This window comes from Kineosporia rhizophila, assembly GCF_021277265.1.
In the GTDB taxonomy this organism is placed as follows: domain Bacteria; phylum Actinomycetota; class Actinomycetes; order Actinomycetales; family Kineosporiaceae; genus Kineosporia; species Kineosporia rhizophila.
This window is the reverse complement of the sequence record NZ_JAJSOH010000029.1, coordinates 71,651-95,234: the sequence shown is the minus strand read 5'-3', so window position 1 is coordinate 95,234 and position 23,584 is coordinate 71,651. Positions and strand designations below refer to the sequence as shown.

Annotated in this window: 20 protein-coding genes and 1 tRNA gene; 11 read left to right on the top strand and 10 right to left on the bottom strand. The window is 69.9% G+C overall.

What is annotated here, in order from left to right:
* Positions 1 to 39 precede the first annotated feature (39 nt).
* From meaB to argS, 7 genes are all read right to left on the bottom strand, one after another.
* Positions 40 to 1,044 carry a methylmalonyl Co-A mutase-associated GTPase MeaB gene (gene meaB, locus LWF15_RS29640; RefSeq protein WP_232814267.1) on the bottom strand — a complete coding sequence of 335 codons (1,005 nt, stop codon included), beginning with the start codon at positions 1,042 to 1,044 and terminating at the stop codon, positions 40 to 42.
* Positions 1,045 to 1,051: 7 nt separating this feature from the next.
* Complete coding sequence (locus LWF15_RS29635) at positions 1,052 to 1,318, bottom strand: UBP-type zinc finger domain-containing protein (protein ID WP_232814266.1); 267 nt, start codon at positions 1,316 to 1,318, stop codon at positions 1,052 to 1,054.
* A 10-nt stretch (positions 1,319 to 1,328) separates the two neighbouring features.
* Positions 1,329 to 3,518 carry a methylmalonyl-CoA mutase gene (scpA, locus tag LWF15_RS29630; protein ID WP_232814265.1) on the bottom strand — a complete coding sequence of 730 codons (2,190 nt, stop codon included), beginning with the start codon at positions 3,516 to 3,518 and terminating at the stop codon, positions 1,329 to 1,331.
* Positions 3,519 to 3,523: 5 nt separating this feature from the next.
* Complete coding sequence (locus tag LWF15_RS29625) at positions 3,524 to 5,380, bottom strand: methylmalonyl-CoA mutase subunit beta (RefSeq protein WP_232814264.1); 1,857 nt, start codon at positions 5,378 to 5,380, stop codon at positions 3,524 to 3,526.
* A 64-nt stretch (positions 5,381 to 5,444) separates the two neighbouring features.
* A complete protein-coding gene (locus LWF15_RS29620; protein WP_232814263.1) occupies positions 5,445 to 5,735 on the bottom strand; it encodes a helix-turn-helix domain-containing protein in 291 nt (96 codons plus the stop codon).
* Positions 5,736 to 5,829: 94 nt separating this feature from the next.
* Positions 5,830 to 7,257, bottom strand: coding sequence for a diaminopimelate decarboxylase (gene lysA, locus LWF15_RS29615; protein ID WP_232814262.1), 1,428 nt, complete (start codon positions 7,255 to 7,257; stop codon positions 5,830 to 5,832).
* Between the two features lie 10 nt (positions 7,258 to 7,267).
* On the bottom strand, positions 7,268 to 8,908 hold the full coding sequence (argS, locus tag LWF15_RS29610; RefSeq protein ID WP_232814261.1) for an arginine--tRNA ligase: 1,641 nt from the start codon (positions 8,906 to 8,908) through the stop codon (positions 7,268 to 7,270).
* 277 nt (positions 8,909 to 9,185) lie between these two features.
* Here argS and LWF15_RS29605 point away from each other — a divergent pair, with 277 nt between their 5' ends.
* The 3 genes from LWF15_RS29605 to LWF15_RS38280 all read left to right on the top strand — a co-directional run bounded on the left by LWF15_RS29605 (position 9,186) and on the right by LWF15_RS38280 (position 10,668).
* Complete coding sequence (locus LWF15_RS29605; protein WP_232814260.1) at positions 9,186 to 9,926, top strand: FadR/GntR family transcriptional regulator; 741 nt, start codon at positions 9,186 to 9,188, stop codon at positions 9,924 to 9,926.
* A 61-nt stretch (positions 9,927 to 9,987) separates the two neighbouring features.
* Positions 9,988 to 10,059, top strand: a tRNA-Arg gene (locus tag LWF15_RS29600).
* 408 nt (positions 10,060 to 10,467) lie between these two features.
* Positions 10,468 to 10,668, top strand: a complete 201-nt coding sequence (locus tag LWF15_RS38280) for a hypothetical protein (protein WP_352396621.1) — start codon at positions 10,468 to 10,470, stop codon at positions 10,666 to 10,668.
* Here LWF15_RS38280 and tkt read toward each other — a convergent pair.
* Together tkt and LWF15_RS29590 are read right to left on the bottom strand one after the other, a co-directional pair.
* Positions 10,577 to 12,790, bottom strand: a complete 2,214-nt coding sequence (gene tkt, locus LWF15_RS29595) for a transketolase (RefSeq protein WP_232814259.1) — start codon at positions 12,788 to 12,790, stop codon at positions 10,577 to 10,579. The two genes, LWF15_RS38280 and tkt, sit on opposite strands and share 92 nt — an antisense overlap.
* Before the next feature lie 152 nt (positions 12,791 to 12,942).
* A complete protein-coding gene (locus tag LWF15_RS29590; RefSeq protein WP_232814258.1) occupies positions 12,943 to 13,500 on the bottom strand; it encodes a hypothetical protein in 558 nt (185 codons plus the stop codon).
* A gap of 427 nt (positions 13,501 to 13,927) precedes the next feature.
* On the opposite strand from LWF15_RS29590, the gene LWF15_RS29585 reads away from it, so the two are divergent.
* The 3 genes from LWF15_RS29585 to LWF15_RS29575 all read left to right on the top strand — a co-directional run bounded on the left by LWF15_RS29585 (position 13,928) and on the right by LWF15_RS29575 (position 16,670).
* Positions 13,928 to 15,001: a fatty acid desaturase family protein gene (locus tag LWF15_RS29585; RefSeq protein WP_232814257.1), complete on the top strand. Its 1,074-nt coding sequence runs from the start codon at positions 13,928 to 13,930 to the stop codon at positions 14,999 to 15,001.
* A gap of 153 nt (positions 15,002 to 15,154) precedes the next feature.
* A complete protein-coding gene (locus LWF15_RS29580) occupies positions 15,155 to 15,889 on the top strand; it encodes a GAF and ANTAR domain-containing protein (protein WP_232814256.1) in 735 nt (244 codons plus the stop codon).
* 52 nt (positions 15,890 to 15,941) lie between these two features.
* Complete coding sequence (locus tag LWF15_RS29575; RefSeq protein ID WP_232814255.1) at positions 15,942 to 16,670, top strand: GAF and ANTAR domain-containing protein; 729 nt, start codon at positions 15,942 to 15,944, stop codon at positions 16,668 to 16,670.
* Here LWF15_RS29575 and LWF15_RS29570 read toward each other — a convergent pair.
* Positions 16,630 to 17,085 carry an STAS domain-containing protein gene (locus tag LWF15_RS29570; RefSeq protein WP_232814254.1) on the bottom strand — a complete coding sequence of 152 codons (456 nt, stop codon included), beginning with the start codon at positions 17,083 to 17,085 and terminating at the stop codon, positions 16,630 to 16,632. The two genes, LWF15_RS29575 and LWF15_RS29570, sit on opposite strands and share 41 nt — an antisense overlap.
* Positions 17,086 to 17,568: 483 nt before the next feature.
* Here LWF15_RS29570 and LWF15_RS29565 point away from each other — a divergent pair, with 483 nt between their 5' ends.
* The 5 genes from LWF15_RS29565 (at position 17,569) to LWF15_RS29545 (ending at position 23,398) form a co-directional block, all read left to right on the top strand.
* The gene (locus LWF15_RS29565; protein WP_232814253.1) at positions 17,569 to 17,871 is read left to right on the top strand and encodes a hypothetical protein; all 303 of its coding nucleotides are present in this window, start codon (positions 17,569 to 17,571) and stop codon (positions 17,869 to 17,871) included.
* A gap of 320 nt (positions 17,872 to 18,191) precedes the next feature.
* On the top strand, positions 18,192 to 18,752 hold the full coding sequence (locus tag LWF15_RS29560; protein ID WP_232814252.1) for a calcium-binding protein: 561 nt from the start codon (positions 18,192 to 18,194) through the stop codon (positions 18,750 to 18,752).
* Positions 18,753 to 18,812: 60 nt separating this feature from the next.
* Positions 18,813 to 19,892 carry an alpha/beta fold hydrolase gene (locus LWF15_RS29555; protein WP_232814251.1) on the top strand — a complete coding sequence of 360 codons (1,080 nt, stop codon included), beginning with the start codon at positions 18,813 to 18,815 and terminating at the stop codon, positions 19,890 to 19,892.
* A complete protein-coding gene (locus LWF15_RS29550; protein ID WP_232814250.1) occupies positions 19,825 to 22,296 on the top strand; it encodes a phosphoketolase family protein in 2,472 nt (823 codons plus the stop codon). Before LWF15_RS29555 ends, LWF15_RS29550 begins: the two co-directional genes overlap by 68 nt.
* A gap of 4 nt (positions 22,297 to 22,300) precedes the next feature.
* The gene (locus LWF15_RS29545; protein WP_232814249.1) at positions 22,301 to 23,398 is read left to right on the top strand and encodes an acetate/propionate family kinase; all 1,098 of its coding nucleotides are present in this window, start codon (positions 22,301 to 22,303) and stop codon (positions 23,396 to 23,398) included.
* Positions 23,399 to 23,584 lie beyond the last annotated feature (186 nt).

Here is a 23,584-nt window from a genome sequence, read left to right as displayed (position 1 = left end):
GGAAGACGATCCCCAAGACCCCAAACGTGAGGTCGAGGGCTAAGCCGGTTCAGTGCCCCGCAGCGCGGCCAGAATCTGCTCGGCCGCAGCCGTAGGCGCCAGCGACCCGGCCAGCACCTGCGCCTCGACCTGCGGTGTCAGCTCCCGCACCGGCCCGGACTCACGCAGCTCGGTCAGCAGCGAATCGCGCACCATCGCCCACGTCCACCCGATCAGCTGCTGCCGGCGCTTGTGCGCCAGCCCTTCGCCGAGCGCCGAACGATGCGCGAGCACCTGGGCCCAGACCTCGTCGAGCCCGCTGCCCTCCTGCGCCGAGCAGGTAAGCACCGGCGGCTGCCAGGCCTCGTCGGCCGTGCCGATCAGGTGCAGCGCTCCGCTGAGCTCGCGGGCCGCCTTCCAGGCCTCGCTCTCGTGCTTGCCGTCGGCCTTGTTCACCGCGATCACGTCGGCCAGCTCGAGCACGCCCTTCTTGATCCCCTGCAGCTGGTCGCCCGAGCGGGCCAGGGTGAGCAGGAGGAACGTGTCGACCATCTCGGCCACCGTGGTCTCGGACTGCCCCACCCCGACCGTCTCGACGATCACCACGTCGTAGCCGGCCGCCTCCAGCACCACCATCGCCTCGCGGGTCGCCCGGGCCACCCCGCCCAGCGTGCCGGCGCTCGGCGAGGGCCGCACGAACGCCTTCGGATCGCTGGCCAGCCTGGTCATCCGGGTCTTGTCCCCCAGGATGCTGCCGCCGGTGCGGGTGGAGGAGGGGTCGACCGCGAGCACCGCCACCGCGTGCCCGGCGTCGATCAGCCGGCCGCCGAGCGCGTTGATGAACGTGGACTTGCCCGCCCCCGGCACCCCGGTGACCCCGACCCGGATGGTCGGCGGGGTGTCCTGGGCCAGGTTCGTCAGCAGCTCCTGGGCCAGGCGCCGGTGGTCGGGCCGGGTCGACTCGACCAGGGTGATCGCCCGGGCGATCCAGGCCCGGGAACCGGCCCGGATCTGCCCGGCCGCCTCCTGCAGGTCGAACGGCGGCCGGGTGGCCCGGGTGCTCATGCCTGGTTCATCGCAGTTCGAAGGCCACTTCGTCGGAGTAGCACCACAGCCAGCTCTCCCCCGGCTCGGCCGACTGCACAACCGGGTGCTCCTGGGCGTGGAAGTGCGCGGTGGCGTGCTTGGCCGGCGAGGAGTCGCAGCAGCCCATGTGCCCGCAGGTGCGGCACAGCCGCAGGTGCACCCAGGTACCGCCGCTCCTCAGGCAGTCCTCGCAGCCGGCCGCGCTGGGCGTGACCTCGTGAATCTGGTCCAGGTGTGTACATGCCTCAGCCATGGTCGTCAGCCTATGCTCCGGCGGTGTGGCCCAGGCGGTCGGCCAGGGTGCCCAGCAGGTCGAGGGCGGCGTCGGCGATCACCGTGCCCGGGCCGAAGATGGCGCTGGCCCCGTCACGCCGGAGCTGCTCGTAGTCGCCCGGCGGGATCACCCCGCCGCAGACGATCAGGATGTCGGGCCGGCCCAGCGCCTCGAGCTGCTCCCGCAGCGCCGGCACGAGGGTGAGGTGCCCGGCCGCCAGCGAGGAGACGCCGACCACGTGCACGTCGGCCTCGACCGCCTGCAGGGCGACCTCTTCCGGGGTCTGGAACAGCGGGCCCACATCCACGTCGAAGCCGAGGTCGGCGAACGCCGAGGCGATCACCTTCTGCCCCCGGTCGTGGCCGTCCTGGCCCATCTTGGCCACCAGGATGCGGGGCCGGCGGCCCTCCGCGTTCTCGAACTCGGCGGTGGCGGTGCGCACCGCCTCCACGTTGCCTGCCCCCGCCGCCTCGTCCCGGTACACACCGGAAATGGTACGGATCTGGCCGGTGTGCCGGCCGTAGACCTTCTCCAGGGCGTCGGAGATCTCACCGACGGTGGCGTGCGCCCGGGCCGCCCGGACGGCCAGGTCGAGCAGGTTGCCGTCGTTGCGTTCGGCAGCGTTGGTGAGGTGCTGCAACGCCGCGTCGGCGGCTTCGGGGTCGCGCTCCTCGCGCAGCCGGCGCAGCTTCTCGATCTGCTCGGCCCGCACCTGGGCGTTGTCGATCTTCAATACCTCGATCGGGTCCCCTGCCTGATCAGCGGTGGGGCGGAAGGTGTTCACCCCGATCACCGGCTGACGGCCGGAGTCGATCCGGGCCTGGGTGCGGGCCGCCGCCTCCTCGATCCGCAGCTTGGGCAGGCCCTCGTCGATGGCCTTGGCCATGCCGCCGGCCTTCTCCACCTCTTCGATGTGCTGCCAGGCCTTACGGGCCAGGTCGTAGGTGAGGCGCTCGACGTAGGCGCTGCCGCCCCACGGGTCGGCCACCCGGGTGGTGCCGGACTCCTGCTGGAGCAGCAGCTGGGTGTTGCGGGCGATCCGGGCGGAGAAGTCGGTGGGCAGGGCCAGCGCCTCGTCGAGGGCGTTGGTGTGCAGCGACTGGGTGTGGCCCTGGGTGGCGGCCATCGCCTCTACGCAGGTGCGGATCACGTTGTTGTACACGTCCTGCGCGGTCAGCGACCAGCCACTTGTCTGCGAATGGGTGCGCAGGTTCAGCGATTTGGCATTCTTGGGCTCGAACTCGCGCACCAGCCGGGCCCAGAGCAGGCGGGCGGCACGGAGTTTCGCCACCTCCATGAAGAAGTTCATGCCGATCGCCCAGAAGAACGACAGTCTGGGCGCGAACACGTCGACCCCGAGCCCTGTCCCGACCCCCGCGCGCAGGTACTCGACCCCGTCGGCCAGCGTGTACGCCAGCTCCAGGTCGGCGGTCGCCCCGGCTTCCTGAATGTGGTAGCCGGAGATCGAGATCGAGTTGAACTTGGGCATGTTCGCCGAGGTGAAGGCGAAGATGTCGCTGATGATCCGCATCGACGGGGCGGGCGGGTAGATGTAGGTGTTGCGCACCATGAACTCTTTGAGGATGTCGTTCTGGATGGTGCCGGCCAGCTGCTCCGGCCTCACCCCCTGCTCCTCGGCCGCCACCACGTAGAGCGCGAGCACCGGCAGCACGGCGCCGTTCATGGTCATCGAGACCGACATCCGGTCCAGCGGGATGCCGTCGAAGAGCTGGCGCATGTCCAGGATCGAGTCGATCGCCACCCCGGCCATGCCGACATCGCCCGTCACCCGCGGGTTGTCGGAGTCGTAGCCGCGGTGCGTGGCCAGGTCGAAGGCCACACTGAGGCCCTTCTGCCCGGCCGCCAGGTTGCGCCGGTAGAAGGCGTTGGAGGCGGCCGCGGTGGAGAAACCGGCGTACTGGCGGATCGTCCACGGCTGCGTCACGTACATCGCCGGGTAGGGCCCCCGCAGGTAGGGCGCGATCCCCGGGTAGGTGTCCAGGAAGTCGAGACCCTGCAGGTCAGCCCCGGTGTAGAGGGGCTTGACGTCAATCCCCTCGGGCGTGCGCCAGAGCAGTTCGGCGGCGTCCTGCTGCCCCTGCGCCTTCAGCGCCGCGGCCCAGTCGCCGGATGCGTGCGGTTGCCCGAGCGGCACGTCCGCGAAGTTGGGAATGGCCATTCTCGTCAGCTCCCGATGCCGATCCGCCGGTGGAGATCCCGCAGCACCGCCAGGGCATCCACCCCCATGAACACGTAGTCGTCGACCGCCGGGTACTCGCCCGGCTTCCCGGCGAGCAGGACATGCTGTGCGCCCGCCTCTTTCAGGGCCTCGGCCACGGCCTGCGCCTGCTCGGCGTAGACCTTGTCGCTGGAGGCCAGGCAGGCGATCGTGGCCCCGCTGGCCCGGAACGCCTCCACGTCGCCGCTCGGAGTCTGCAACCCACCGGCCTGAAAGAGGTTGGCGGCGAAGGTGGCCCGGGCGGTGTGCACGGCGACCGGGCCGATGGTGACCAGGAAGACCTCGGGCGCCCCGGTCTGCGCTTCGGCACTGTCCCGCAGGGCCTCGTACTCCTCGGCGTAGCGGTGCACCGGCAGCCCCCCGTGGGGCTTCTCGGGCAGAGGCTTACGGACGAGTGTGGGCTCGGAAAGGTTCGGGAACTCACTTACGCCGGTGAGTGGGTCTTTGCGGTGGGCCAGTCGCTTGGCCCGCCTCTGCCAGACCTGGTCGATCTCGGCGGCGAGGCGGCCGGTCCCGAGCGCAGCCGCCATCCCACCCTCGGCCTCGATGGAGGTGAACTGCTCCCACGCGGCGCGGGCGAGCTCCTCGGTGATCTGCTCCACGTACCAGGAGCCCCCGGCCGGGTCGATCACCCGGGCCAGGTGCGACTCCATCACCAGCAGCGACGACGTGTTGCGGGCGATCCGGCGGGAGAACGCGTCGGGCAGGCCGATCGCCGCGTCGAACGGCTGCACCGTGACCGAGTCGGCCCCGCCCACACCGGCCCCGAAAGCGGCGAGCGTGGTGCGCAGCAGGTTCACCCAGGGGTCGCGGCGGCTCATCATCGCCGACGACGTGACCACGTGCTGCCGCTGCCCCAGCCGGTTCGCCGAGGCCGGGTCGCCCAGCTGCTCCTCCAACCCGCAGACCTCGGCCACCCGGGCCCAGAGACGGCGGGCAGCACGGAGTTTGGCGATGGTCAGGAACTGGTCGGCATTCGCGGCGTAGCGGAACTCGAGCTGGGCGAAGGCGTCGGCGGTGCCGATCCCGGCCTCGGTCAGGGCCCGCAGGTAAGCCACGCCGGTGGCCAGCGAGGCGCCCAGTTCCTGCGCGTCCGAGGCTCCGGCGTCGTGATACACGGTGGCGTCGACCGTGGCCACCCGCAGGGCAGTGCCGGTGGCGCGCTCGGCCAGCCTGGGCAGCAGCGCCAGGTCGGGAGTGTGGCCGGCGCCGAGCCGGGCGCGCAGGCCGATCGGGTCGGCGCCGAGGTTGCCACCGGCGCCGGCGATACCGTCGAGCAAGGTCAGGAACTCTTCGGCCGCAGCCTCGGTGTCGGCGCCGGCGTCCAGCACCACCGGGGCCAGGTCGAGCAGCACCCCGTTCAGCACCTGCGACAGACTGCCCAGCGGCAGCCCGCCCTGGCCCAGGGTGAGCCAGAGCGAGGTGACGCCGTTCTCCAGATCGGCCATCACCGCCTCGTGGGTGACCTCTGGGTCGGGGTCGAGATGACGCTGGCGGATGTCCCAGCCGTAGGGCACGGTTCCGGCCGCCCGCGACCCACGCACGAACGGGGCCAGCCCGGGAACGCCGATCGCGTCCTCGGCCACCGCGTCGTCCCGGGTGTACAGCGGGCGGATCCCGATGCCGTCGTAAGTGGTGCTGGTCAGCCGGCTCACGGCCTGCGCCGGATCGTCGTCCGGAGTCATCCGGCCGGCCTTCACCAGGGCAGATGCGACCAGGCGGTGCCATTGGGCCGGCTCGGCCGGGTCGAACAGCCCGGCCAGGGGCAGATCCGGCGGCGGTTGCAGCGGCGCGGCGCTCATACCCCCAGCTTAGGAACGCCGGCTTGAGCCGGACAGTGGGCGCAGTTGAACTACGCCACACCGCTCAGGCTTGTGGGGGTGTTCCGGGAGGTGCCGGTGGCGTGGCCCGGGCCAGGACGTTGCGGGGGGTGAGGGCGGTGGCCAGCACCTCGGCCACGCCGAGCACCGAGGCGACCCGGAACACGTGCTCCAGCGGTGCCCCCTGCCCGGCCTCCAGCCTGGTGATGGTGGCGATACCGACGCCCGAGCGCTGGGAGAGTTCCTCGACGGTCAGCTTGCGGATACGCCGCCAGGTGGCCAGATCGGTGCCCAGCCGGCGCAGGGCCCGCGGCACTCCGGCAGACGGTCGGGTCACCTTCGTCATTATCCAGACTTACTCGACCACAAACAATGGACGCCCGTGGGCACCAAGGCGCTCACGGACGTCCATAGTCGGTGGTCTGGTTCTTCTAGACCACGTCGAGGGCGAGGATGTCCTCTTCGGTCTCGCGGCGCACGATCACCCGGGCCCTACCGTCGCGCACCGCCACCACCGGCGGGCGGGGAACGTGGTTGTACTGGCTGGCCATGCTGCGGCAGTAGGCCCCGGTACCGGGCACCGCGAGCAGGTCGCCCGGGGTCAGGTCGCCCGGCAGGAACTCGTCGCGCACCACGATGTCACCGCTCTCGCAGTGCTTGCCCACCACCCGGCAGAGCGCGGCGGGGGCGTCGGACGAGCGCGAGGCGAGCGTGCAGGAGTAGTCGGCGTCGTACAGCGCGGTGCGAATGTTGTCGCTCATCCCGCCGTCGACCGACACGTAGCGGCGTACGCCGCCGCCGTCCATGGTGACGTCTTTCAGGGTGCCGATCTGGTACAGCGTGAACGTGCTCGGGCCGGCGATCGCCCGGCCCGGCTCGACCGAGACCCGGGGCACCGCGATCTGCAGCGCCCGGCACTCCCGCAGCACGATGTCGGCCAGCTGGTCGGCCAGCAGCTTGGCCTCCAGCGGGTCGTGCTGGCTGGTGTAGGCGATGCCGTAGCCACCGCCGAGGTCGATCTCCGGCAGCGCCACGCCGTGGTCGCGCTCGACCGAGGCGTGCAGCCCGAGCAGGCGCCGGGCCGAGACCTCGAAACCCTGGGTGTCGAAGATCTGCGAGCCGATGTGGCTGTGCAGGCCCAGCAGCTTCAGCGAGGGCGAGGCGAGCACCTTGGCGATCGCCTGGGCGGCGACTCCCCCGGCCAGCGAGAGACCGAACTTCTGGTCCTCGTGGGCGGTGGAGACGTATTCGTGGGTGTGCGCCTCGACGCCCACGGTGACCCGGATGAAGACCGGCTGGACCACGCCGTGCCGGGCGGCCGCCTCGGCCACCCGGTCGATCTCGGTCATCGAGTCGATCACGATCCGGCCGATCCCGGCCGCGACCGCCCGGTCGATCTCGCTCGGCAGCTTGTTGTTGCCGTGCAGGGCGATCCGCTCCGGCGGCACCCCGCCGCGCAGGGCGACGGCCAGCTCACCGCCGGAGCAGGTGTCGAGGAACAACCCGTCCTCGGCGATCCAGCGGGCGACCTCGGTGCACAGGAACGCCTTTCCGGCGTAGTACACGTCGGCGCCCCCGACCCCGGCGAAGGCCGAGGCGAACGCGTCGCGGAAAGCCGTTGCCCGGGCCCGGAAGTCGGCCTCGTCGAGGACGAAGGCGGGGGTGCCGAACTCGGCCGCCAGGTCGGTCACCGAGACCCCGCCGATCTGAAGCACCCCGTCGTCGGAGCGGTGCACGCTCTGTGCCCACAGCCCGGGCAGCAGGTCGTTGACGTCGCCCGGGGGCCGCAGCCAGCCCGGAACCGTCGCTACCCCGCCGTGCCCCGGGCTGTGCAGCTCGCCGGCCTCGTGCGTACCCATGCTCAGTTCCTCACATTCGCTCGGGCGCGCTCACGCCGAGCAGATCGAGACCGTTGGCCAGCACCAGCCGGGTGGCCTCGGCCAGCCAGAGCCGGGTGCGGTGCAGGTCCTCCACCGGGTCCTCGCCGCGCGGGGTGACCCGGCAGTTGTCGTACCACTTGTGGAAGGCCCCGGCGACGACCTCCAGATGCCGCGCCACCCGGTGCGGTTCCCGCAGCTCGGCGGCCTGCGCCACCACCGCCGGGAACTGCGCCAGCACGGCGATCAGCTCGTTCTCGGTGGGGTGGTCGAGCAGGGCCGGCTCGAAGACCGTGCGCTCCACGCCGTGCTCGCGGGCCTGGTTGGCCAGCGACGACAGCCGGGCGTGGGCGTACTGCACGTAGAAGACCGGGTTGTCGTTGGTCTTCTTCTGCAGCACCTCACCGTCCAGCGCGAGCGGCGAGTCGGCCGGGTACCGGGCCAGCGAGTAGCGCACCGCGTCGCGGCCCAGCCAGTCGACCAGGTCCTTCAGCTCGATGATGTTGCCGGCCCGCTTGCTCAGCCGGGCCCCACCCACGTTGACCAGCTGGCCGATCAGCACCTCGACCGACTCCGCCGGGTCGTCGCCGGCGCAGGCCACGATCGCCTTCAGCCGGTTCACGTAGCCGTGGTGGTCGGCGCCGAGCATGTAGATCTTCTTGGGGAAGCCGCGGTCGCGCACCGAGAGCCAGTAGGCCGCGTCGGCGGCGAAGTACGTCTTCTCGCCGTCGGCCTTGACCAGCACCCGGTCCTTGTCGTCGCCGAAGTCGGTGGTGCGCAGCCAGACCGCGCCGTCCCGGTCCTCCACGTGGCCCTGCTCGCGCAGCCGTTCCACGGCGGCGTCGACCGCGCCGGAGGAGTGCAGCGTGCGCTCGGAGAACCAGACGTCGAACTGGACCCCGAAACCGTCGAGCGTCTCGCGGTTCTCGGCGAGCTGGATGGCGTACCCGAGCTCCCGGGCCACGTTCTGGGCCTCGGCGAGCGGGAGGTCGTCGATGTCGGGGCGCTGTTCGCGCACCTTGGCCGCCAGCTCGGCCACGTACTCGCCGTGATAACCGCCCTCGGGGATCTCGGTGCCCTTGATCCGGGCCAGGATCGAGCCGCCGAACCGGTCCATCTGGGCACCCGCGTCGTTCACGTAGAACTCGCGGGTGACCTGGGCGCCGCTGGCGGTCAGGACCCGGGCCAGCGCGTCGCCGAGCGCGGCCCACCGGGTGTGCCCGATGTGCAGCGGACCGGTCGGGTTGGCCGAGACGAACTCCAGGTTCAGGACGGTGCCGGCGAGCTGCTGGTTCTGCCCGAAGGCAGGACCGGCCTCGACGATGGTGCGCACCAGCTCGGCGGCCGAGGCCGCGTCCAGCACGATGTTCAGGAAGCCCGGCCCGGCGATGTCGACGCTCTTGATCCCCGGCAGTTCGCCCAGGCGCGCCGCGAGCAGCTCGGCGACCGCGCGCGGCGGCTTGCCGGCCGGCTTGGCCAGCTGCAGGGCGATGTTGGTGGACCAGTCGCCGTGCTCGCGCTGCTTCGGTCGCTCGACCCGGATCTCGGCGGGGACGCTGACGGTGAGATCACCGGCAGCGACGGCGGCCTCCAGGCACGCCCGGATCGCGGCGGAAAGTTCGTCGGGAGTCACACCGGCAAGGGTATCCGCTGGTGGCGGTGCTGGTCGCAGGCATTACCGGCGGCCCGGCGGGGGCGCTCGCGACCGGGGCGAGTCGTTGCCGCACAGCCGGTTCGGCCCGGCGCGCCGGTTGGTCCCTTCGGCTGGAGCCCGGCCGAAGCTCGGCGGGTGGGCCCCGGACGTGGCACTCTGACCCGCAGACCGGCCGGTTCTGCCTAACCCGCACCAAGAGCAGCGCAAGCATCACAGTAGATACTTCCGTTTTATCGGCGATTGGTAGGATGACTCGATGTCAGCCCCGGTGAGTGAGGCACCCGGCCCGTTGCGTTCGACGCGCAGGGCAGGCCTGATCGACCAGGTCATCGACCAGCTCCGCACCCAGATCACCGCCGGCGCGTGGGCGGTCGGCGAGCGCATCCCCACCGAGACCGAGCTCTCGCAGCTGACCAACACCAGCCGCAACACCGTGCGCGAGGCGGTCCAGTCCCTGGTCCACGCCGGCCTGCTGGAGCGACGGCAGGGCTCGGGCACCTACGTGCTGGCGGCCAGCGAGCTGGCCGGGGCGGTCAGCCGCCGGGTGGCCAAGGCCCGCCGCCTCGACGTCCTCGAGGTCCGCCGCACCCTCGAGGTCGGTGCCGCCCGGCTGGCCGCCCGCCGCCGCACCGAGGCCGACATCGCCCACCTGCGCGAACTGCACGACGGCCGCCAGGCCGCCCGCCTGCTGGACGACGTGGACGAACTGGTGGCCCGGGACGTACGTCTGCACCGCGCGATCGTCCAGGCATCGCACAACCCCGTGCTCACCGACCTCTACGAGGACCTGGTGGTGGCCCTGCAGGAGAACGTGCGCCTGAACGTGGCCGCCGTCGCCCCCGCCGACGACGACCACTCCGCCCTGGTGGAGGCGGTCATCGCGGGCGACGCCGAGACGGCCGCGGCCGAGGCCGCCGCCTTCCTCGACGCGCTGATCGCCGGCAGCGACAAGGAGGACGTGGCCGACCTCGAGGTGCGGGTGCAGCCGGAGAACTGAGGGCGCCCGGCATTGCATTGGTCATCCGGACGGCGCGGCTGCTAGTGTTCAGAACACCCGAGCCCCCGTAGCTCAGGGGATAGAGCGTCGCCCTCCGGAGGCGAAAGCGCAGGTTCGAATCCTGCCGGGGGCACTTCTTTTCGAAGTGCACAGATGGCCCGCTGAACAGGCAAGACCTGGACTGCGGGCCATTGTTGTGCGTCCGGCCATAGGCGGCCGTTTACTACTGTCCACGGCCAGTACGCGGCCAAGCTCTCGCCCTGCATAGCCCGCCCCGACCGTGGCCAGACGCCAACTGACCGATCAGCGAGCTACGCCCGGCGGCGGCATGTCGAGGGATCGTCGACTTTGGTACGAGATCGCCGTGAGCAGCGCATGCGACATGAAGAAACAGGGTGATCGCGTCACCGATCAAGGTGCAAGCAAGCATCCGCACCTGCCAGGAGATGATTGCGGAACGAGCCCGGGCAGCCACTCCGGGCGCACGTGACTCCCGCTTCCTCTACCTGCTCTTCGAACAGCCTACTGCCGCATCAGCACCGTGGCCGAACGATGCGAGGTCTCACGCCAGACCGCATCATCCTGGCTACATTCTCTGGTGCAGGCTGGCCTCCTCGATGACGCGGAGCAAAGATCAGATCCTCGTGCCCCTACTGGTCCCCGGTTCCGCCCCGCGCCGGGACAGTGCTGTCCTGGGCAGGGACGAAGCCCGCCGAGGGCTGGCTGGTGGTCGCCTGGCTGAGACTCTCGAGCGCTGCCCGGACGGTGTTTTCCGGCGTGATGCCGAACTCTTGGTAGAGGCGCTGCTGGTCTGCGGAGGCGCCGAAGTGCTCGAGCGAGACGATGCGGCCGGCGTCGCCGACCACGTCCCGCCAGCCTTGGGCGATGCCCGCCTCGATGCTGACGCGAGCCCGCATCGTGGGGGGAAGGACCTGGTCGCGGTAGGCCTGGGGCTGTAGGTCGAACCATTCCCGGCACGGCATCGACACCACCCGGGCGGCGACGCCCTCGGTGTGCAGGAGGTCCCGGGCGGCCAGGGCGATCTGCAGTTCGGACCCGGTGGCGATGAGGATGACCGTGGCGGCCGCCTCCGGATCGCCGTCGACCAGGACGTAACCGCCCCGGGCGACTCCCTCGGCCGAGGCGAAGCCGGGTCGGGAACGGTCCAGCACCGGTAGGTTCTGCCGGGAAAGGATGAGTCCGGCCGGGCGGTCGGTGTGCTCGAGGATGGTGCGCCAGGCCCACGCTGTTTCGTTGGCGTCGCCGGGGCGCACGACGTCCAGGCCGGGAATTGCCCGTAGTGCGGCGAGGTGCTCGACCGGCTGGTGCGTGGGGCCGTCCTCACCCAGACCGATCGAGTCGTGCGTCCATACGTAGGTCACTGGGATCTTCATCAATGCGGCCAGCCGCACGGCCGGGCGCATGTAGTCGCTGAAGGTCAGGAAGGTTCCGCCGTAGGGGCGGGTCAGGCTCTGTAGCGCAATGCCGTTCATGACCGCGCCCATGGCGTGCTCACGCACCCCGAAGTGAAGGGTGCGCCCGTACGGATTCCCCGGCCAGAGCCGGGTCTGGCGGCCGGTCGGCAGGAATGACGGCTCGCCGGCCATCGTGGTGTTGTTCGACTCGGCCAGGTCGGCCGAGCCGCCCCACAGTTCGGGCAGCACCGGAGCCAGCGCGGACAGGACGCTTCCGGACGCCTTGCGGGTGGACAGGCCCTTGGGATCGGGGGCGAAGACCGGCAGCGCGTCGACCCATCCGGACGGCAGCCGGGGCGCTGTCAGACGGTCGAGCAGCTCGGCCCGTCCGGGGTTGTCCGCCTGCCAGGCCTGGAAGTCGATGTCCCAGTCCTGACGCGACTGCTTGGCCGAAACGGCGACGGAACGCGTCCGGTCCAGGACGGTGTCCTCGACCACGAAAGTCTTTTCCGGATCGAATCCGAGCAGTTCCTTGGTGGCCCGGACCTCTTCGGGCCCCAGCGCCGCCCCGTGCGCCTTGAACGTGTTCTGCGAGGTGGGGGCGGGCCAGCCCAGGACAGTGCGAAGGGCGATGAAGGACGGGCGGCGCGTCTCGCTCTTGGCGGCCTCGACGGCGGCCAAGAGGGCGTCGACGTCCTCCACGTACTCACCCGTGTGAGTCCAGTCCACGGTCTGCACGTGCCAGCCGTAGGTTTCGTAACGCCCGGCGACGTCCTCGGTGAACGAGACGCCGGTGTCGTCCTCGATGGAGATGTGGTTCTGGTCGTAGATCACCACGAGATTGCTCGGCTCCTGGTGCCCGGCCAGCGAACTCGCCTCGGCGGCAACGCCTTCCATCATGTCACCGTCCGAGACCAGCACGTAGACGTGATGGTCGAACGGGCTGCGGCCGGGTTCGGTGTCCGGGTCCAGCAGGCCGCGTTCGCGGCGCGCCGCCATCGCCATGCCCACTGCACTTCCCAGGCCCTGCCCCAGCGGGCCGGTGGTGATCTCCACCCCACGGGTGTGGCGGTATTCCGGATGGCCAGGAGTGGCCGATCCCCAGGTGCGATAGGCCTGTAGGTCGGGCAGTTCCAGCCCGTACCCCGACAGGTACAGCTGGGCGTACAGGGTCAGGCTGGTGTGCCCGCAGGACAGAACGAACCGGTCCCGGCCCAGCCACTGGTCGTCGGCCGGATCGTGGCGCATCACGTTGTGGAACAGCAGATAGGCCACCGGGGCGAGGCTCATGGCCGTGCCTGGATGGCCGTTGCCGACCTGTTGCACGGCGTCGGCGGCCAGCATGCGGGCGGTGTCGACCGCTCTCAGATCCACCTCGTCCCAGCCGGCGCGGCTCGCCACCGGTGCGGGCAACTGCGTCGACCTCGTCCATGAAGTGCGCTGACTCACGACCAACTCCTGATCATCGGGTTGCCCCCGACCACTGTCTCGTCCGGGGCGGGCTGTCGGGACGTGCGGCGGGACGCAGCTGGGTCACCCCAGCTGCGTCCCGCTCTTCGCCCGGCAACGACCCGGACGAGACATTCGCAGAGCGAGCCGGATCAGCGGCGCTGCTCGGCCTTCTTCCGCCGGCCGTCGAGAATCTCGCCCGGGCGCTGCTGCTCACCCTGCTGAGCGCCCATGACGACGATGACGGCGGTCAGGACGGGGATGGCCCACTGCAGGGCGCGCAGACGGCTCTGGGCCGAAGCAAGCTCGTCCGGCGTGTCCGCGGCCGGCTCCGTGGCCCCCTCGGCGTGCGTGCCCCCGGAGGCCGCGAGCTTGGCACCCAGGAAACCGCTGTAGGCGGTGGTGGCGGCGGCCGCCACGGTGACCAGCGACTTGATGACGGTGTTGGAGGTCACGCCGCTCTGGTTCATCACCCGGTCACGGTTGGCCAGAATCAGGCCGGCACCGCCGATCAGGTGCGCGCCGATGGCGGCGGCACTGACCGGGCTCCAGCGGGCCCAGCCGTCGGCGGCGATCCGGACGCGCTCGTCGGGGTTCTCCACGTCCGAGGCCGCACCGTTCAGGGCCACCGCCCCCATCAGTGAGCCGCCCAGCCAGGCGGCCGCCCCGAGGTCGTGCATGGACCGGATCAGCGTGTTGCGCGAACTCATCTTGGTGCTCCTTCGGTTGCCGAGCGATGCCGAAAGTCTCTGACTCCAGACAGAACTCGAGTTGCTGAGTCCGGTCGCCGACCGCCGTGCGTTCCTCTGCAGGGGCGTGGGACGATCCGGGACGGAACCGGGCCGGACGAGGGAACTGGTGGCGCCCGGCGACCGCGAGCCTGCGGACGGGCCGGTGTCGGTCCTTGCCGATCAGCAGTGTCCGGAAACCAGCCAGGTTCTCAGTGCTTCGGCTCGGGCCGGGCAGGACATCTGCGGGGAAGTGCCACCGGGGCCGGGGCAGCACTGGATATGACCGTGACGTTACCCCTTTCAGGTCAGATCGCCTGCGGAGGTGGCCCCACCGGATCGGAGTTATCGTGAACTGCTGCCCCGGACCCGGCGGTACCGTCCGCCGAACCCGCGAAAGCTGCAGCACATGCCCGATCCGCACGATGGCCGCGAATCCGGATCAGTCCGGGTACGCCAGGTCTCCGCCTACGCCGAACTGTCCCGCGAGATCCGGGATGCTGGCCTTCTGCGTCGTCGCCACGGTTACTACTGGTCCTGGATCATTGGCCTGACCTTGGCGTTCTTCGCCTGCTGGACCGCGGTGCCGATCCTGGGGAACTCCTGGTGGCAACTGGCGGTGGCCGCGGTGACGGGGGTGGTCGTGACCCAGTTCGGCTTTCTGGGCCACGATGCGGCGCACCGGCAGATCTTCGCTTCCTCGGCGTGGAACGAGTGGACGGCACGGGTGCTGTCCGGCGCGTTCGCGGGCCTGAGCTACGGGTGGTGGTCGCACAAGCACAACCGCCACCACAGCGGACCGAACCAGGTGAACCGTGATCCCGACATCGCCCCCGGGCCGGTGGCCATGACCCCGGCCGTGGCCCTGAGCCGCACCGGTGCGGCCGCCTGGGTCACCCGGCGCCAGGGATACCTGTTCTTCCCCCTGCTCCTGCTGGAGGGCGCCAATCTGCATGTCAGTGGGATCCGGACGCTGCTCGCCGACCGCACGCTCCCGCATCGCCGACTGGAGCTCTCGATCATCCTCACCCGGTTCGCTCTCTACCTGGGTGTGCTCCTGGCGGTGCTGCCGATCGGAAAAGCTGCTGCCTTCGCCGCCGTTCAGCTCGGCGTCTTCGGACTGCTGCTGGGCGCCTCGTTCGCACCGAACCACAAGGGCATGCCGATCGTCCCTGCGGACACCCGGATCGACTTCCTCCAGCGGCAGGTCCTGATGTCTCGCAACGTGCACGGCGGTCCGGTCACGGACGTGGCCATGGGCGGGCTGAACTACCAGATCGAGCACCACCTGTTCCCGAACATGCCCCGGCCCAATCTGCGCCGGGCCCAGCCGCTGGTGCGCGAGTTCTGCCACCGCAAGCAGGTGACCTACACCGAGACCAGCCTGATCAGCTCGTACGGCATCGTCATCCGGTACCTGAACAGCGTCGGCCGGCCTGACCGGGATCCGTTCTCCTGTCCGATGGTGCGCCAGTACCGATGAGGTTCTCAGCTGGTGGTCGCGACTTCTCGGATAGGCTGGCGGCACAGCGAACAGGCGTGCACTTCGCTCCGGTTCCCCGACCACGACCAGAAGCGGTGCCGCCATGCCTGACCTGAACAGGTCAGAGGTTCGCCCGCCGCCATCGGCCCGGGCATGACCTCGTTCGGCGACGACGCCGCCCGGGTCCATGACCTGATCGTGCGTGAGGCCTGTGATCCAGGGGTGATGAGTGGGTCCATCGCCTGGCTGCAGTGCCTGTGCCGAGCCGCCACCCGGGCCCTGCCGGTGACCGGGGCCGCGATCAGCGTGATGGCCGCCGGCAGTTCGCAGGGCCTGGCCGCCGCCTCGGACACCCGCAGCAAGATGGTCGAGGAACTGCAGTTCACCCTCGGCGAAGGGCCGTGTCTGGAGGCCTACGCCAAGGGCCGGCCGGTGCTGGCCCCCGATCTGGCCGGGGAGTCCGGCGCGCGCTGGCCGGCCTATTCCTCGGCCGCCGTACAGCACGGTGTGGAAGCGGTTTTCGCCTTTCCGCTGCGGATCGGGGTGGCCCAGCTGGGCGTCCTGGACATGTACCGGGCCCGTCCCGGAGAGCTTTCCTACGACGCGCTCGAACTGGCCCAGGCGTTCGCCCGGGTGGCCCTGACCGGCCTCCTCGACGTGCACGACTCGATCGGCTCGGAACAACTGGCGCAGGAGCTCACGCAGGCCTCGCACTACCGGGTCGAGGTGTACCAGGCGGCCGGCATGCTGCAGGTCCAGCTCGGGGTCGACTCCGAGGCAGCGCTCGTCCGGCTCCGGGCCGAGGCCTTCCTGCAGGGCCGAAGGGTCGGTGAGGTCGCTCGCGACATCATCGACCGTAAAATAACTCTGGAACGGGATCAGGGATGACCGGACCAGCCGACGCGCTCACCGATCCGGTGAACGAGGGAATGAGCAGTCGATGAGTGCAATTGCCTCGGAGCGCCTGTCCGAAGTGTTTGTCGAGTTGGCCGACACTCTGGTGGACGACTTCGATCTGGTGGAGTTCCTGCAGATGCTCACCTCGCGGGTCTCCGAGCTGACCGGGGCGCGGGCCGCCGGGCTGATGCTGGCCGATGCCGAGGACCGGCTGCACTTCATGGCCGCCTCGGACGAGCGGGTCCACCTCCTGGACCTGTTCCAGATCCAGACCGACGAGGGTCCGTGCCGCGACTGCTTCCGGCAGGGTGCGGCGGTGAGCGCCGCGGATCTGCGGCGGGCCGAGACCCGTTGGCCGCGGTTCGCTCCGGCCGCCCTGCAGGCGGGATTCGCCTCGGTGCAAGCATTCCCGTTACGGCTGCGTCAGCAGGTGATCGGCAGCGTCGGGCTTTTCGGGGCTTCAGCGGTGGCGATGGCCCCGGCCGACGTCCGGGTCGTGCAGGCCCTGGTCGACGTGGCCACGATCGGGATCCTGCAGGAACGCCAGGTGCGCCGCGGACAGGTCCTGACCGAGCAACTCCAGGGCGCACTGAACAGCCGCATCGTCATCGAGCAGGCCAAAGGCGTCATTGCCCAGGCCCGCGCGGTCACCATCGACGAGGCGTTCACCATGTTGCGAACCTACTGCCGGACCCACCATCTGCGCCTGAGCGAGACGGCCCGGCTCATCGTCAGTGATCCTGCTCAGATGCCGAACTTCGAGACGGACTGAGGGCTCCCCGGTTCGAAAGTGCTTCCCGCACCTGCCCGATCTCGTCCCGCGGTGTCTCCACCTCGGCCTGCTCGAGGCGGAGGCCCTGCGAGCCGGGGGCTTCCTGGCCGGGGCGCTGCCCGGAACCGGACACAGTCATCGGGTGCGCGGGCCCCTCGAGGATCTGCGCCAGATGCGGCTCGGCCTTGAGGAAACGGTCTGCCACAGCGGAGATCTCGCCCAGCCGCAGCACAGCTCCTCGCAGCACCTGAAGGCGGCGGGCCTCGATCAGAGGCTCGATGCCGTCCCGGTCGAGCCAGGTCACCCCGGAAAGATCGACCACGATCTCCCCCGGCCCGTCCTCGCAGGCCAGGCTGAGTAGGTGCAGCCGCATCACGGGGACACCGGAGGCTCTCAGATCACCGGAAAAACTCACGGTGACAGATTGGTCCTGCACGACCAGCGGCCGGGGCGGTCGGTCCACCGCGAACAATTTGGGCTGACTGGATTTGAGCATGACCCGGACTCCACAGGTGCGCGCAGGAGGAGGAGCCGCCGGGACCGGGGCAGCGAGTTGCACGATCAGCGTACTCGGCCGGGCCGATAACTGTACAGAAGCTCGGCCGCGCCACTGCAGTGATCAGAACCGGCTCAGAATGTGTACTTATTTCAGAAAGCACTGCACCGCAAGTCTTTACGCGAAGATCGAGGCAAAATGATCAGCTCCGGAAAAGCCGTCTCACCCGATTTCTTTCGTCCCGGATGATCACCGGCGAAAATCCGGGACCGGTCCGGAACATCTCAGAAGGCGCCGATGCCCATTTCGACGTAGTGTTCCCAACAGTGAGGAAAAGCCGTTCAAGGCTTTTTCACCGGCCAGCCGGCGGCCTGACTGCCGAGCAAATACCAAGGAGTACCTGTGACTGAATATTCTGCTGCGTCCGCCCCCTCGACCGTCGACGACTACCGGGCACCCCGGCGGCTGAGCACCGAGACGAAGGCCTCGACCAAGACCACCGAGCTCATCGTCTTCGTCGTCGCCATCCTTGCCGTGGCCATCACGGCGCTGGTCGTCGGAAGCAGCGACACGGCCAATGACGGCCAGACCCCCGACCCGTTCAGCGCCAACGACGCGCTGCGCTACATCACCTACCTGACCATCGGCTACATGGTGGCGCGAGGCCTGGCCAAGTCCGGCAGCCGGGACAACTACGACGCCTGACTCCCACTTCCCGCCGTTGCGGCGGGTGAGTGACCAGAACCTGGTGTGAATCCCTGGAGACCGCCCTCTCCGGGGATTCTTGCTGTCCCGGCGGGGAACACCGGGCCGCCACCATGCCCGCGGGAATTGCGGCCACAGCGGCAACCGAGACCGGATTGCGACCCCCTCGAGGGAACTTTCGGACGTCTTCCATTTTCTTCTCGAACCGATGCAATCGCCCCAAGATCTCCAATTGCGGACCCTTCGGACTGCCCCTAGCTTTCACAGCACTGCAGCTGATCCACGCGGTGCAACACAAGACCCGATCTCAGGAGCGGTTCGTGAACAAGGTCAAGCGTTTTGCGGTTCTTGGCGGCAGCCTGGCGATGGCCGGCGGTCTGGCCCTCTCCGTGGCCGGCCCGGCGCAGGCGGCCACCCCCAGGTGTGACGGCAAGCGGGCCACGATCGTCGGTACCGCCGGCGCCGACAAGATCGCCGGCACCCGGGGTGCCGACGTGATCGTCGCGCTCGGCGGCAACGACGTGGTCGACGGCGCCGGCGGCAACGACACCATCTGCGGTGGGGCCGGGAAGGACCAGATCAGCGGTGGGGCCGGCAACGACACCGTCCGCGGCAACGGCGGCAACGACCTCCTTGTCGGTGCCCGGGGCAACGACAAGCTGTACGGCGACGCCGGGAGCGACGTCATCGGGGGCAACGGCGGCAACGACTGGATCAGCGGCGGCAAGGGTGACGACGGTCTGCTCGGCGGGGCGGGCAAGGACTCCATCTACGGCAACCAGGGCGACGACGTGATCGCCGGCGAGAGCGGCAAGGACAAGCTGGTCGGCGGGGCGGGCAAGGACCAGGTCTTCCAGGGTAAGCTGCCCGAGAAGGCCTGACGCACAACCTTTCACCGGCGCCCGGTCGCGATCTCGCGGCCGGGCGCCGAGCATTGCGGGGTGTACGTGGACGGGCAGGAAGAGCAGGTGCGGCTCAGCGACGGCGCGATGCTGTGGACCACGTCACGGTGGCGGCCGGCAGCACCCCCGATGGTGCTGCTGCACGGCGGGCCGGGCCTGTGGGACTACCTGGGGCCGGTGGCCGATCTGCTGGAGGAGTTCAGCACACATCGCTACGACCAGCGCGGCTGTGGACGCTCCGGCCCCGTCACCGAGTACCGCCTGGACCAGTACCTCAGCGATTTGGAAGAGCTCCGGCGCCATCACGGCCACGAGCGCTGGACCGTGTTCGGGCACTCGTTCGGGGCGAGCCTGGCCCTGACGTACGCCTCTCGCTACCCGGATCGGGTGGAGGCGGTGATCTACTGCGACGGCGTCGGCCTCGACTGGCCGAGCCATCGCGCGACCTACCACGCCAACGCCAAGGCCCGGCTGACTGCCCAGCAGCAGGCCCGCCTGAGCGAACTGGAGTCCACCGTGCGCACCTGGCCTCAGGAGGTGCAGTGGCGCGCTCTGCGTTGGCTGCCCGACTTCGCTCCCGGCGACTCGGCCGAGCCACTGGCCTACGCGGCCGCAGGCATTGACCTGACGGTGAATTCGGCCTGCAACCAGGCACTCTGGCCGCAGGTTTCCGAGCGGGGCCTGCCTGCGGAACTGGCGGAGTGCGCGGCGGTCGAAACACCCGTGCTGGTGATCCACGGTGCGGCCGACCCTCGTCCTCTGGCCCCGGTCGCCGCACTCGCCGAGGCACTGCCGCAGGGACGGCTGGCCGTGCTGGAGGGTGGCGGGCACCAGCCGTGGCTGGAGCAACCGGCGGCTTTCGCATCAGCGATCCGGCACTGGAGCGTTTCCAGGATGCGCGGGACGCCCGGACCGGAGAAAAGGCCCAACGAGGGGCCGGCAGGTTACGAAAGACCCGTTTGCGGTCCGCCCCAGGTTAGGGAGGATCGAGGCACGCCCCCGGCCCGGCAGGGCCGGGAGACGCCTTCAGATCGAGAGGAGCGGTCCGGCAATGACCGACGCCATGACCGACGAGACGGTGACCAGAGACCCGCTGGCCGGCCAGGAGCCCCTGAGTGAACAGGAACTGGCCGGCATCGACGCCTACTGGCGCGCGGCGAACTACCTGTCCGTGGGCCAGATCTACCTGCTCGACAACCCCCTGCTGAACGAGACACTGGCGCCGGAGCACATCAAGCCCCGCCTGCTCGGCCACTGGGGCACCACCCCGGGCCTGAACCTGATCTACGCGCACATGAACCGCCTGATCAAGCAGCGCGACCTGGACGCCATCTACATCACCGGCCCCGGCCACGGCGGTCCCGGACTGGTGGCGAACGCCTACCTCGAGGGCACCTACAGCGAGGTCTACTCCAGCATCACCCAGGACGATACCGGCCTGCGAAAGCTGTTCCGGCAGTTCTCCTTCCCTGGCGGTATCCCCAGCCACGTGGCCCCGGAGACGCCGGGCTCGATCCACGAGGGCGGCGAGCTGGGCTACGCCCTGGTGCACGGCTACGGCGCGATCTTCGACAACCCCGACCTGATCGCCCTCACGGTGGTCGGCGACGGCGAGGCCGAGACCGGCCCGCTGGCGGCCAGCTGGCACTCGAACAAGTTCGTCGACCCGCGGCGCGACGGTGCGGTGCTGCCGGTGCTGCACCTGAACGGGTACAAGATCGCCAACCCCACGCTGCTCGCCCGGATCCCCGAGAAGCAGCTGGTCTCGCTGATGGAGGGCTACGGCCACAAGCCCTACATCGTGGCCGGTGACGACCCGGCCCAGGTGCACCAGGCCTTCGCCGCCGCGCTGGAGGCCGCGCTCGACGACATCAAGGCGATCCAGACCGCTGCCCGCACCGGTACGGCCGGGGACGAGCCGCCCGCTTGGCCGATGATCGTGCTGCGCACGCCGAAGGGCTGGACCGGGCCCAAGAGTGTGGACGGCCAGAAGGTCGAGGGCACCTGGCGCTCGCACCAGGTGCCGCTGTCGGGCACCCGCACCGACGACGAGCACCGCGCCGAGCTGGAGAAGTGGCTGCGCAGCTACAAACCCGAAGAACTGTTCGGGCCGGACGGCTCGTTGCTGCCGGAGATCGCCGCGCTGGCCCCAGAGGGCGACCGGCGGATGAGCGCCAACCCGCACGCCAACGGCGGTCTGCTCACCCGTGACCTGCGCCTGCCCGACTTCCGCGACTACGCGGTGGACGTGGAGAAGCCGGCCGACGCCACCGGTGAGGCCACCCGTCAGCTGGGCATCTGGCTGCGCGACGTGATGAAGGCCAACCCGGACAACTTCCGGCTGATGGGCCCGGACGAGGTCGCCTCCAACCGGCTCTCGCCGGTGTTCGAGGTCAGCGACCGGGCCTGGAACGCCTCCCGGGTCGAGGGCGACGACCACCTCGACCCGAGCGGCCAGGTGATGGAGGTGCTGTCCGAGCACCTGTGCCAGGGCTGGCTCGAGGGCTACAACCTGACCGGCCGGCACGGCCTGTTCACCTGCTACGAAGCCTTCATCCACATCATCGACGCGATGTTCAACCAGCACGCCAAGTGGCTCAAGACCACCCAGGAGATCCCCTGGCGGCGGCCCATCCCCTCGCTGAACTACCTGCTGACCAGTCACGTCTGGCGTCAGGACCACAACGGCTTCTCGCACCAGGACCCGGGCTTCATCGACCACGTGGTCAACAAGAAGGCCGAGGTCGTGCGGGTGTACCTGCCGCCGGACACGAACACCCTGCTGTCGGTGATGGACCACTGCCTGCGCAGCCGCAACTACGTGAACGTGGTGGTGGCGGGCAAGCAGCCGGCCCTCAACTACCTGACGATGGACGAGGCGATCGCGCACTGCACCCGTGGTCTGGGCATCTGGCCCTGGGCCTCGAACTGCGACGGCGACCCGGACGTGGTGCTGGCCTGCGCCGGCGACATCCCGACCCTGGAGACCCTGGCCGCCGTCGACCTGCTGCGCCAGCACCTGCCCGAGCTCAAGGTCCGGGTGGTCAACGTGGTCGACCTGATGCGCCTGCAGTCGGAGTCCGAGCACCCGCACGGCCTGTCCGACAACGAGTTCGACGCACTGTTCACCCCGGACAAGCCCGTCGTCTTCGCCTACCACGGCTACCCGACGCTGATCCACCGGCTCACCTACCGGCGGCGCAACCACGACAACATCCACGTGCGCGGCTACAAGGAGGAGGGCACCACCACCACGCCGTTCGACATGGTGATGCTCAACGACCTGGACCGGTTCCGGCTGGCGATGGACGTGATCGACCGGGTGCCCTCGCTCGGCAGCAGCCGCGCCCAGCTCCGCCAGCACCTGGACGACCTGCGCATCCAGGCCCGCTCGTACACCCGGGAACACGGTGAGGACGTCCCCGGGATCGCCGACTGGTCGTGGCCCTACAGTGAGGCCGGCAACGCCGGCAGTGCGGCCGACGACACGAGCAGCGGTCCGGACAGCAGGGAGCAGGAGTAACACGATGCGCGTTCTGGTGGTCAACGCCGGCTCGTCGAGCCTGAAGGTACGTCTTCTGGGTGAGGACGACGAGGCGGTCGGGACCGTCGACCTTCCGGCCGACAGCTCCGGCTTCGACACGGCCGAGCTCTCGGCGGCCCTGAAGGAATGGCCGGCGCCCGAGGCGGTGGGCCACCGGATCGTGCACGGCGGCACCCGGTTCAGCGGTCCGGTGCGGATCGACGGTGAGGTCATGGAGCAGCTGCGTGGCCTCACCGCCCTGGCCCCGCTGCACCAGCCCAAGGCGATCGCCGGGCTGGAGGCGGTGGCCGAGATCCTGCCGGACGTACCGGCGGTGGGCTGTTTCGACACTGCCTTCCACACCACGCTCTCGGCCGGGGCCAGTACCTACCCCATCCCGCTGGAGTGGCGGGAGACCCACGACATCCGTCGCTACGGATTCCACGGTCTCTCCCACGCCTACGCCTCGGCCCGCGCGGCCGAACTGGCCGGGCGGCCGCTGTCCGAACTGCGCATCGTGATCTGCCATCTCGGCGCCGGAGCCTCGCTCAGTGCGGTGGCCGGGGGCGTCAGCGTGGACACGACGATGGGCTTCACCCCGCTCGAGGGTCTGGTCATGGCCACCCGGTCGGGCACGGTCGACCCGGGCCTGGTGCTGTGGCTGCAGGAGCAGGCCGGGATGTCGGCGAAGGACGTCCAGCACGGGCTCGAGCGGGTCGGTGGCCTCACGGCCCTGGCCGGCACGGCGGACATGCGTGAGGTGGAGGCCGGGGTCAGGGCCGGTGACGAACGGGCCGGGCTGGCGCTCGACGTGTACATCCACCGGCTGCGGGCCTCGATCGGCTCGATGATGGCTTCGGCCGGCGGGCTCGACCTGCTGGTGTTCACCGGTGGGGTGGGCGAGAACAGCGCGCTGGTGCGGCGCCGGATCACCGAGGACCTGGGCTGGGCCGGGGTCGCGGTGGACCAGGACGTGAACGCCCGCACGCGGGGTGAGGACCAGGAGATCAGCGGTCCGGACGCCAAGGTGAGGACGTTTGTGGTCACCGCCCGCGAGGATCTCCAGATCGCCGGTGAGGTCCGGAAACTGCTTGGTCAGTAACCCGGTTCGACCAGCTGCCGCGGGGCGGAGTGCGCGATCGGCGCGTTCCGCCCCGCGGCACTTTTGTCCCAGCCGAACAGCCGAATCTCCCCAGTCCCAGGCGTCCAGGGCGTGTCGATGCCGCAGACATCACTGTGCGTCGAGAAAATGACACATCTTGAAGCAGGGTGTAGTCACAACGCCTGA

What these genes read in the sequence shown, in the direction of transcription:
- meaB (WP_232814267.1), bottom strand. Translation starts at nt 1,044, where the DNA reads ATGAGCACCCGGGCCACCCGGCCGCCGTTCGACCTGCAGGAGGCGGCC.
- LWF15_RS29635 (WP_232814266.1), bottom strand. Translation starts at nt 1,318, where the DNA reads ATGGCTGAGGCATGTACACACCTGGACCAGATTCACGAGGTCACGCCC.
- scpA (WP_232814265.1), bottom strand. Translation starts at nt 3,518, where the DNA reads ATGGCCATTCCCAACTTCGCGGACGTGCCGCTCGGGCAACCGCACGCA.
- LWF15_RS29625 (WP_232814264.1), bottom strand. Translation starts at nt 5,380, where the DNA reads ATGAGCGCCGCGCCGCTGCAACCGCCGCCGGATCTGCCCCTGGCCGGG.
- lysA (WP_232814262.1), bottom strand. Translation starts at nt 7,257, where the DNA reads ATGGGTACGCACGAGGCCGGCGAGCTGCACAGCCCGGGGCACGGCGGG.
- LWF15_RS29605 (WP_232814260.1), top strand. Translation starts at nt 9,186, where the DNA reads ATGTCAGCCCCGGTGAGTGAGGCACCCGGCCCGTTGCGTTCGACGCGC.
- LWF15_RS29590 (WP_232814258.1), bottom strand. Translation starts at nt 13,500, where the DNA reads ATGAGTTCGCGCAACACGCTGATCCGGTCCATGCACGACCTCGGGGCG.
- LWF15_RS29585 (WP_232814257.1), top strand. Translation starts at nt 13,928, where the DNA reads ATGCCCGATCCGCACGATGGCCGCGAATCCGGATCAGTCCGGGTACGC.
- LWF15_RS29580 (WP_232814256.1), top strand. Translation starts at nt 15,155, where the DNA reads ATGACCTCGTTCGGCGACGACGCCGCCCGGGTCCATGACCTGATCGTG.
- LWF15_RS29575 (WP_232814255.1), top strand. Translation starts at nt 15,942, where the DNA reads ATGAGTGCAATTGCCTCGGAGCGCCTGTCCGAAGTGTTTGTCGAGTTG.
- LWF15_RS29550 (WP_232814250.1), top strand. Translation starts at nt 19,825, where the DNA reads ATGACCGACGCCATGACCGACGAGACGGTGACCAGAGACCCGCTGGCC.
- LWF15_RS29545 (WP_232814249.1), top strand. Translation starts at nt 22,301, where the DNA reads ATGCGCGTTCTGGTGGTCAACGCCGGCTCGTCGAGCCTGAAGGTACGT.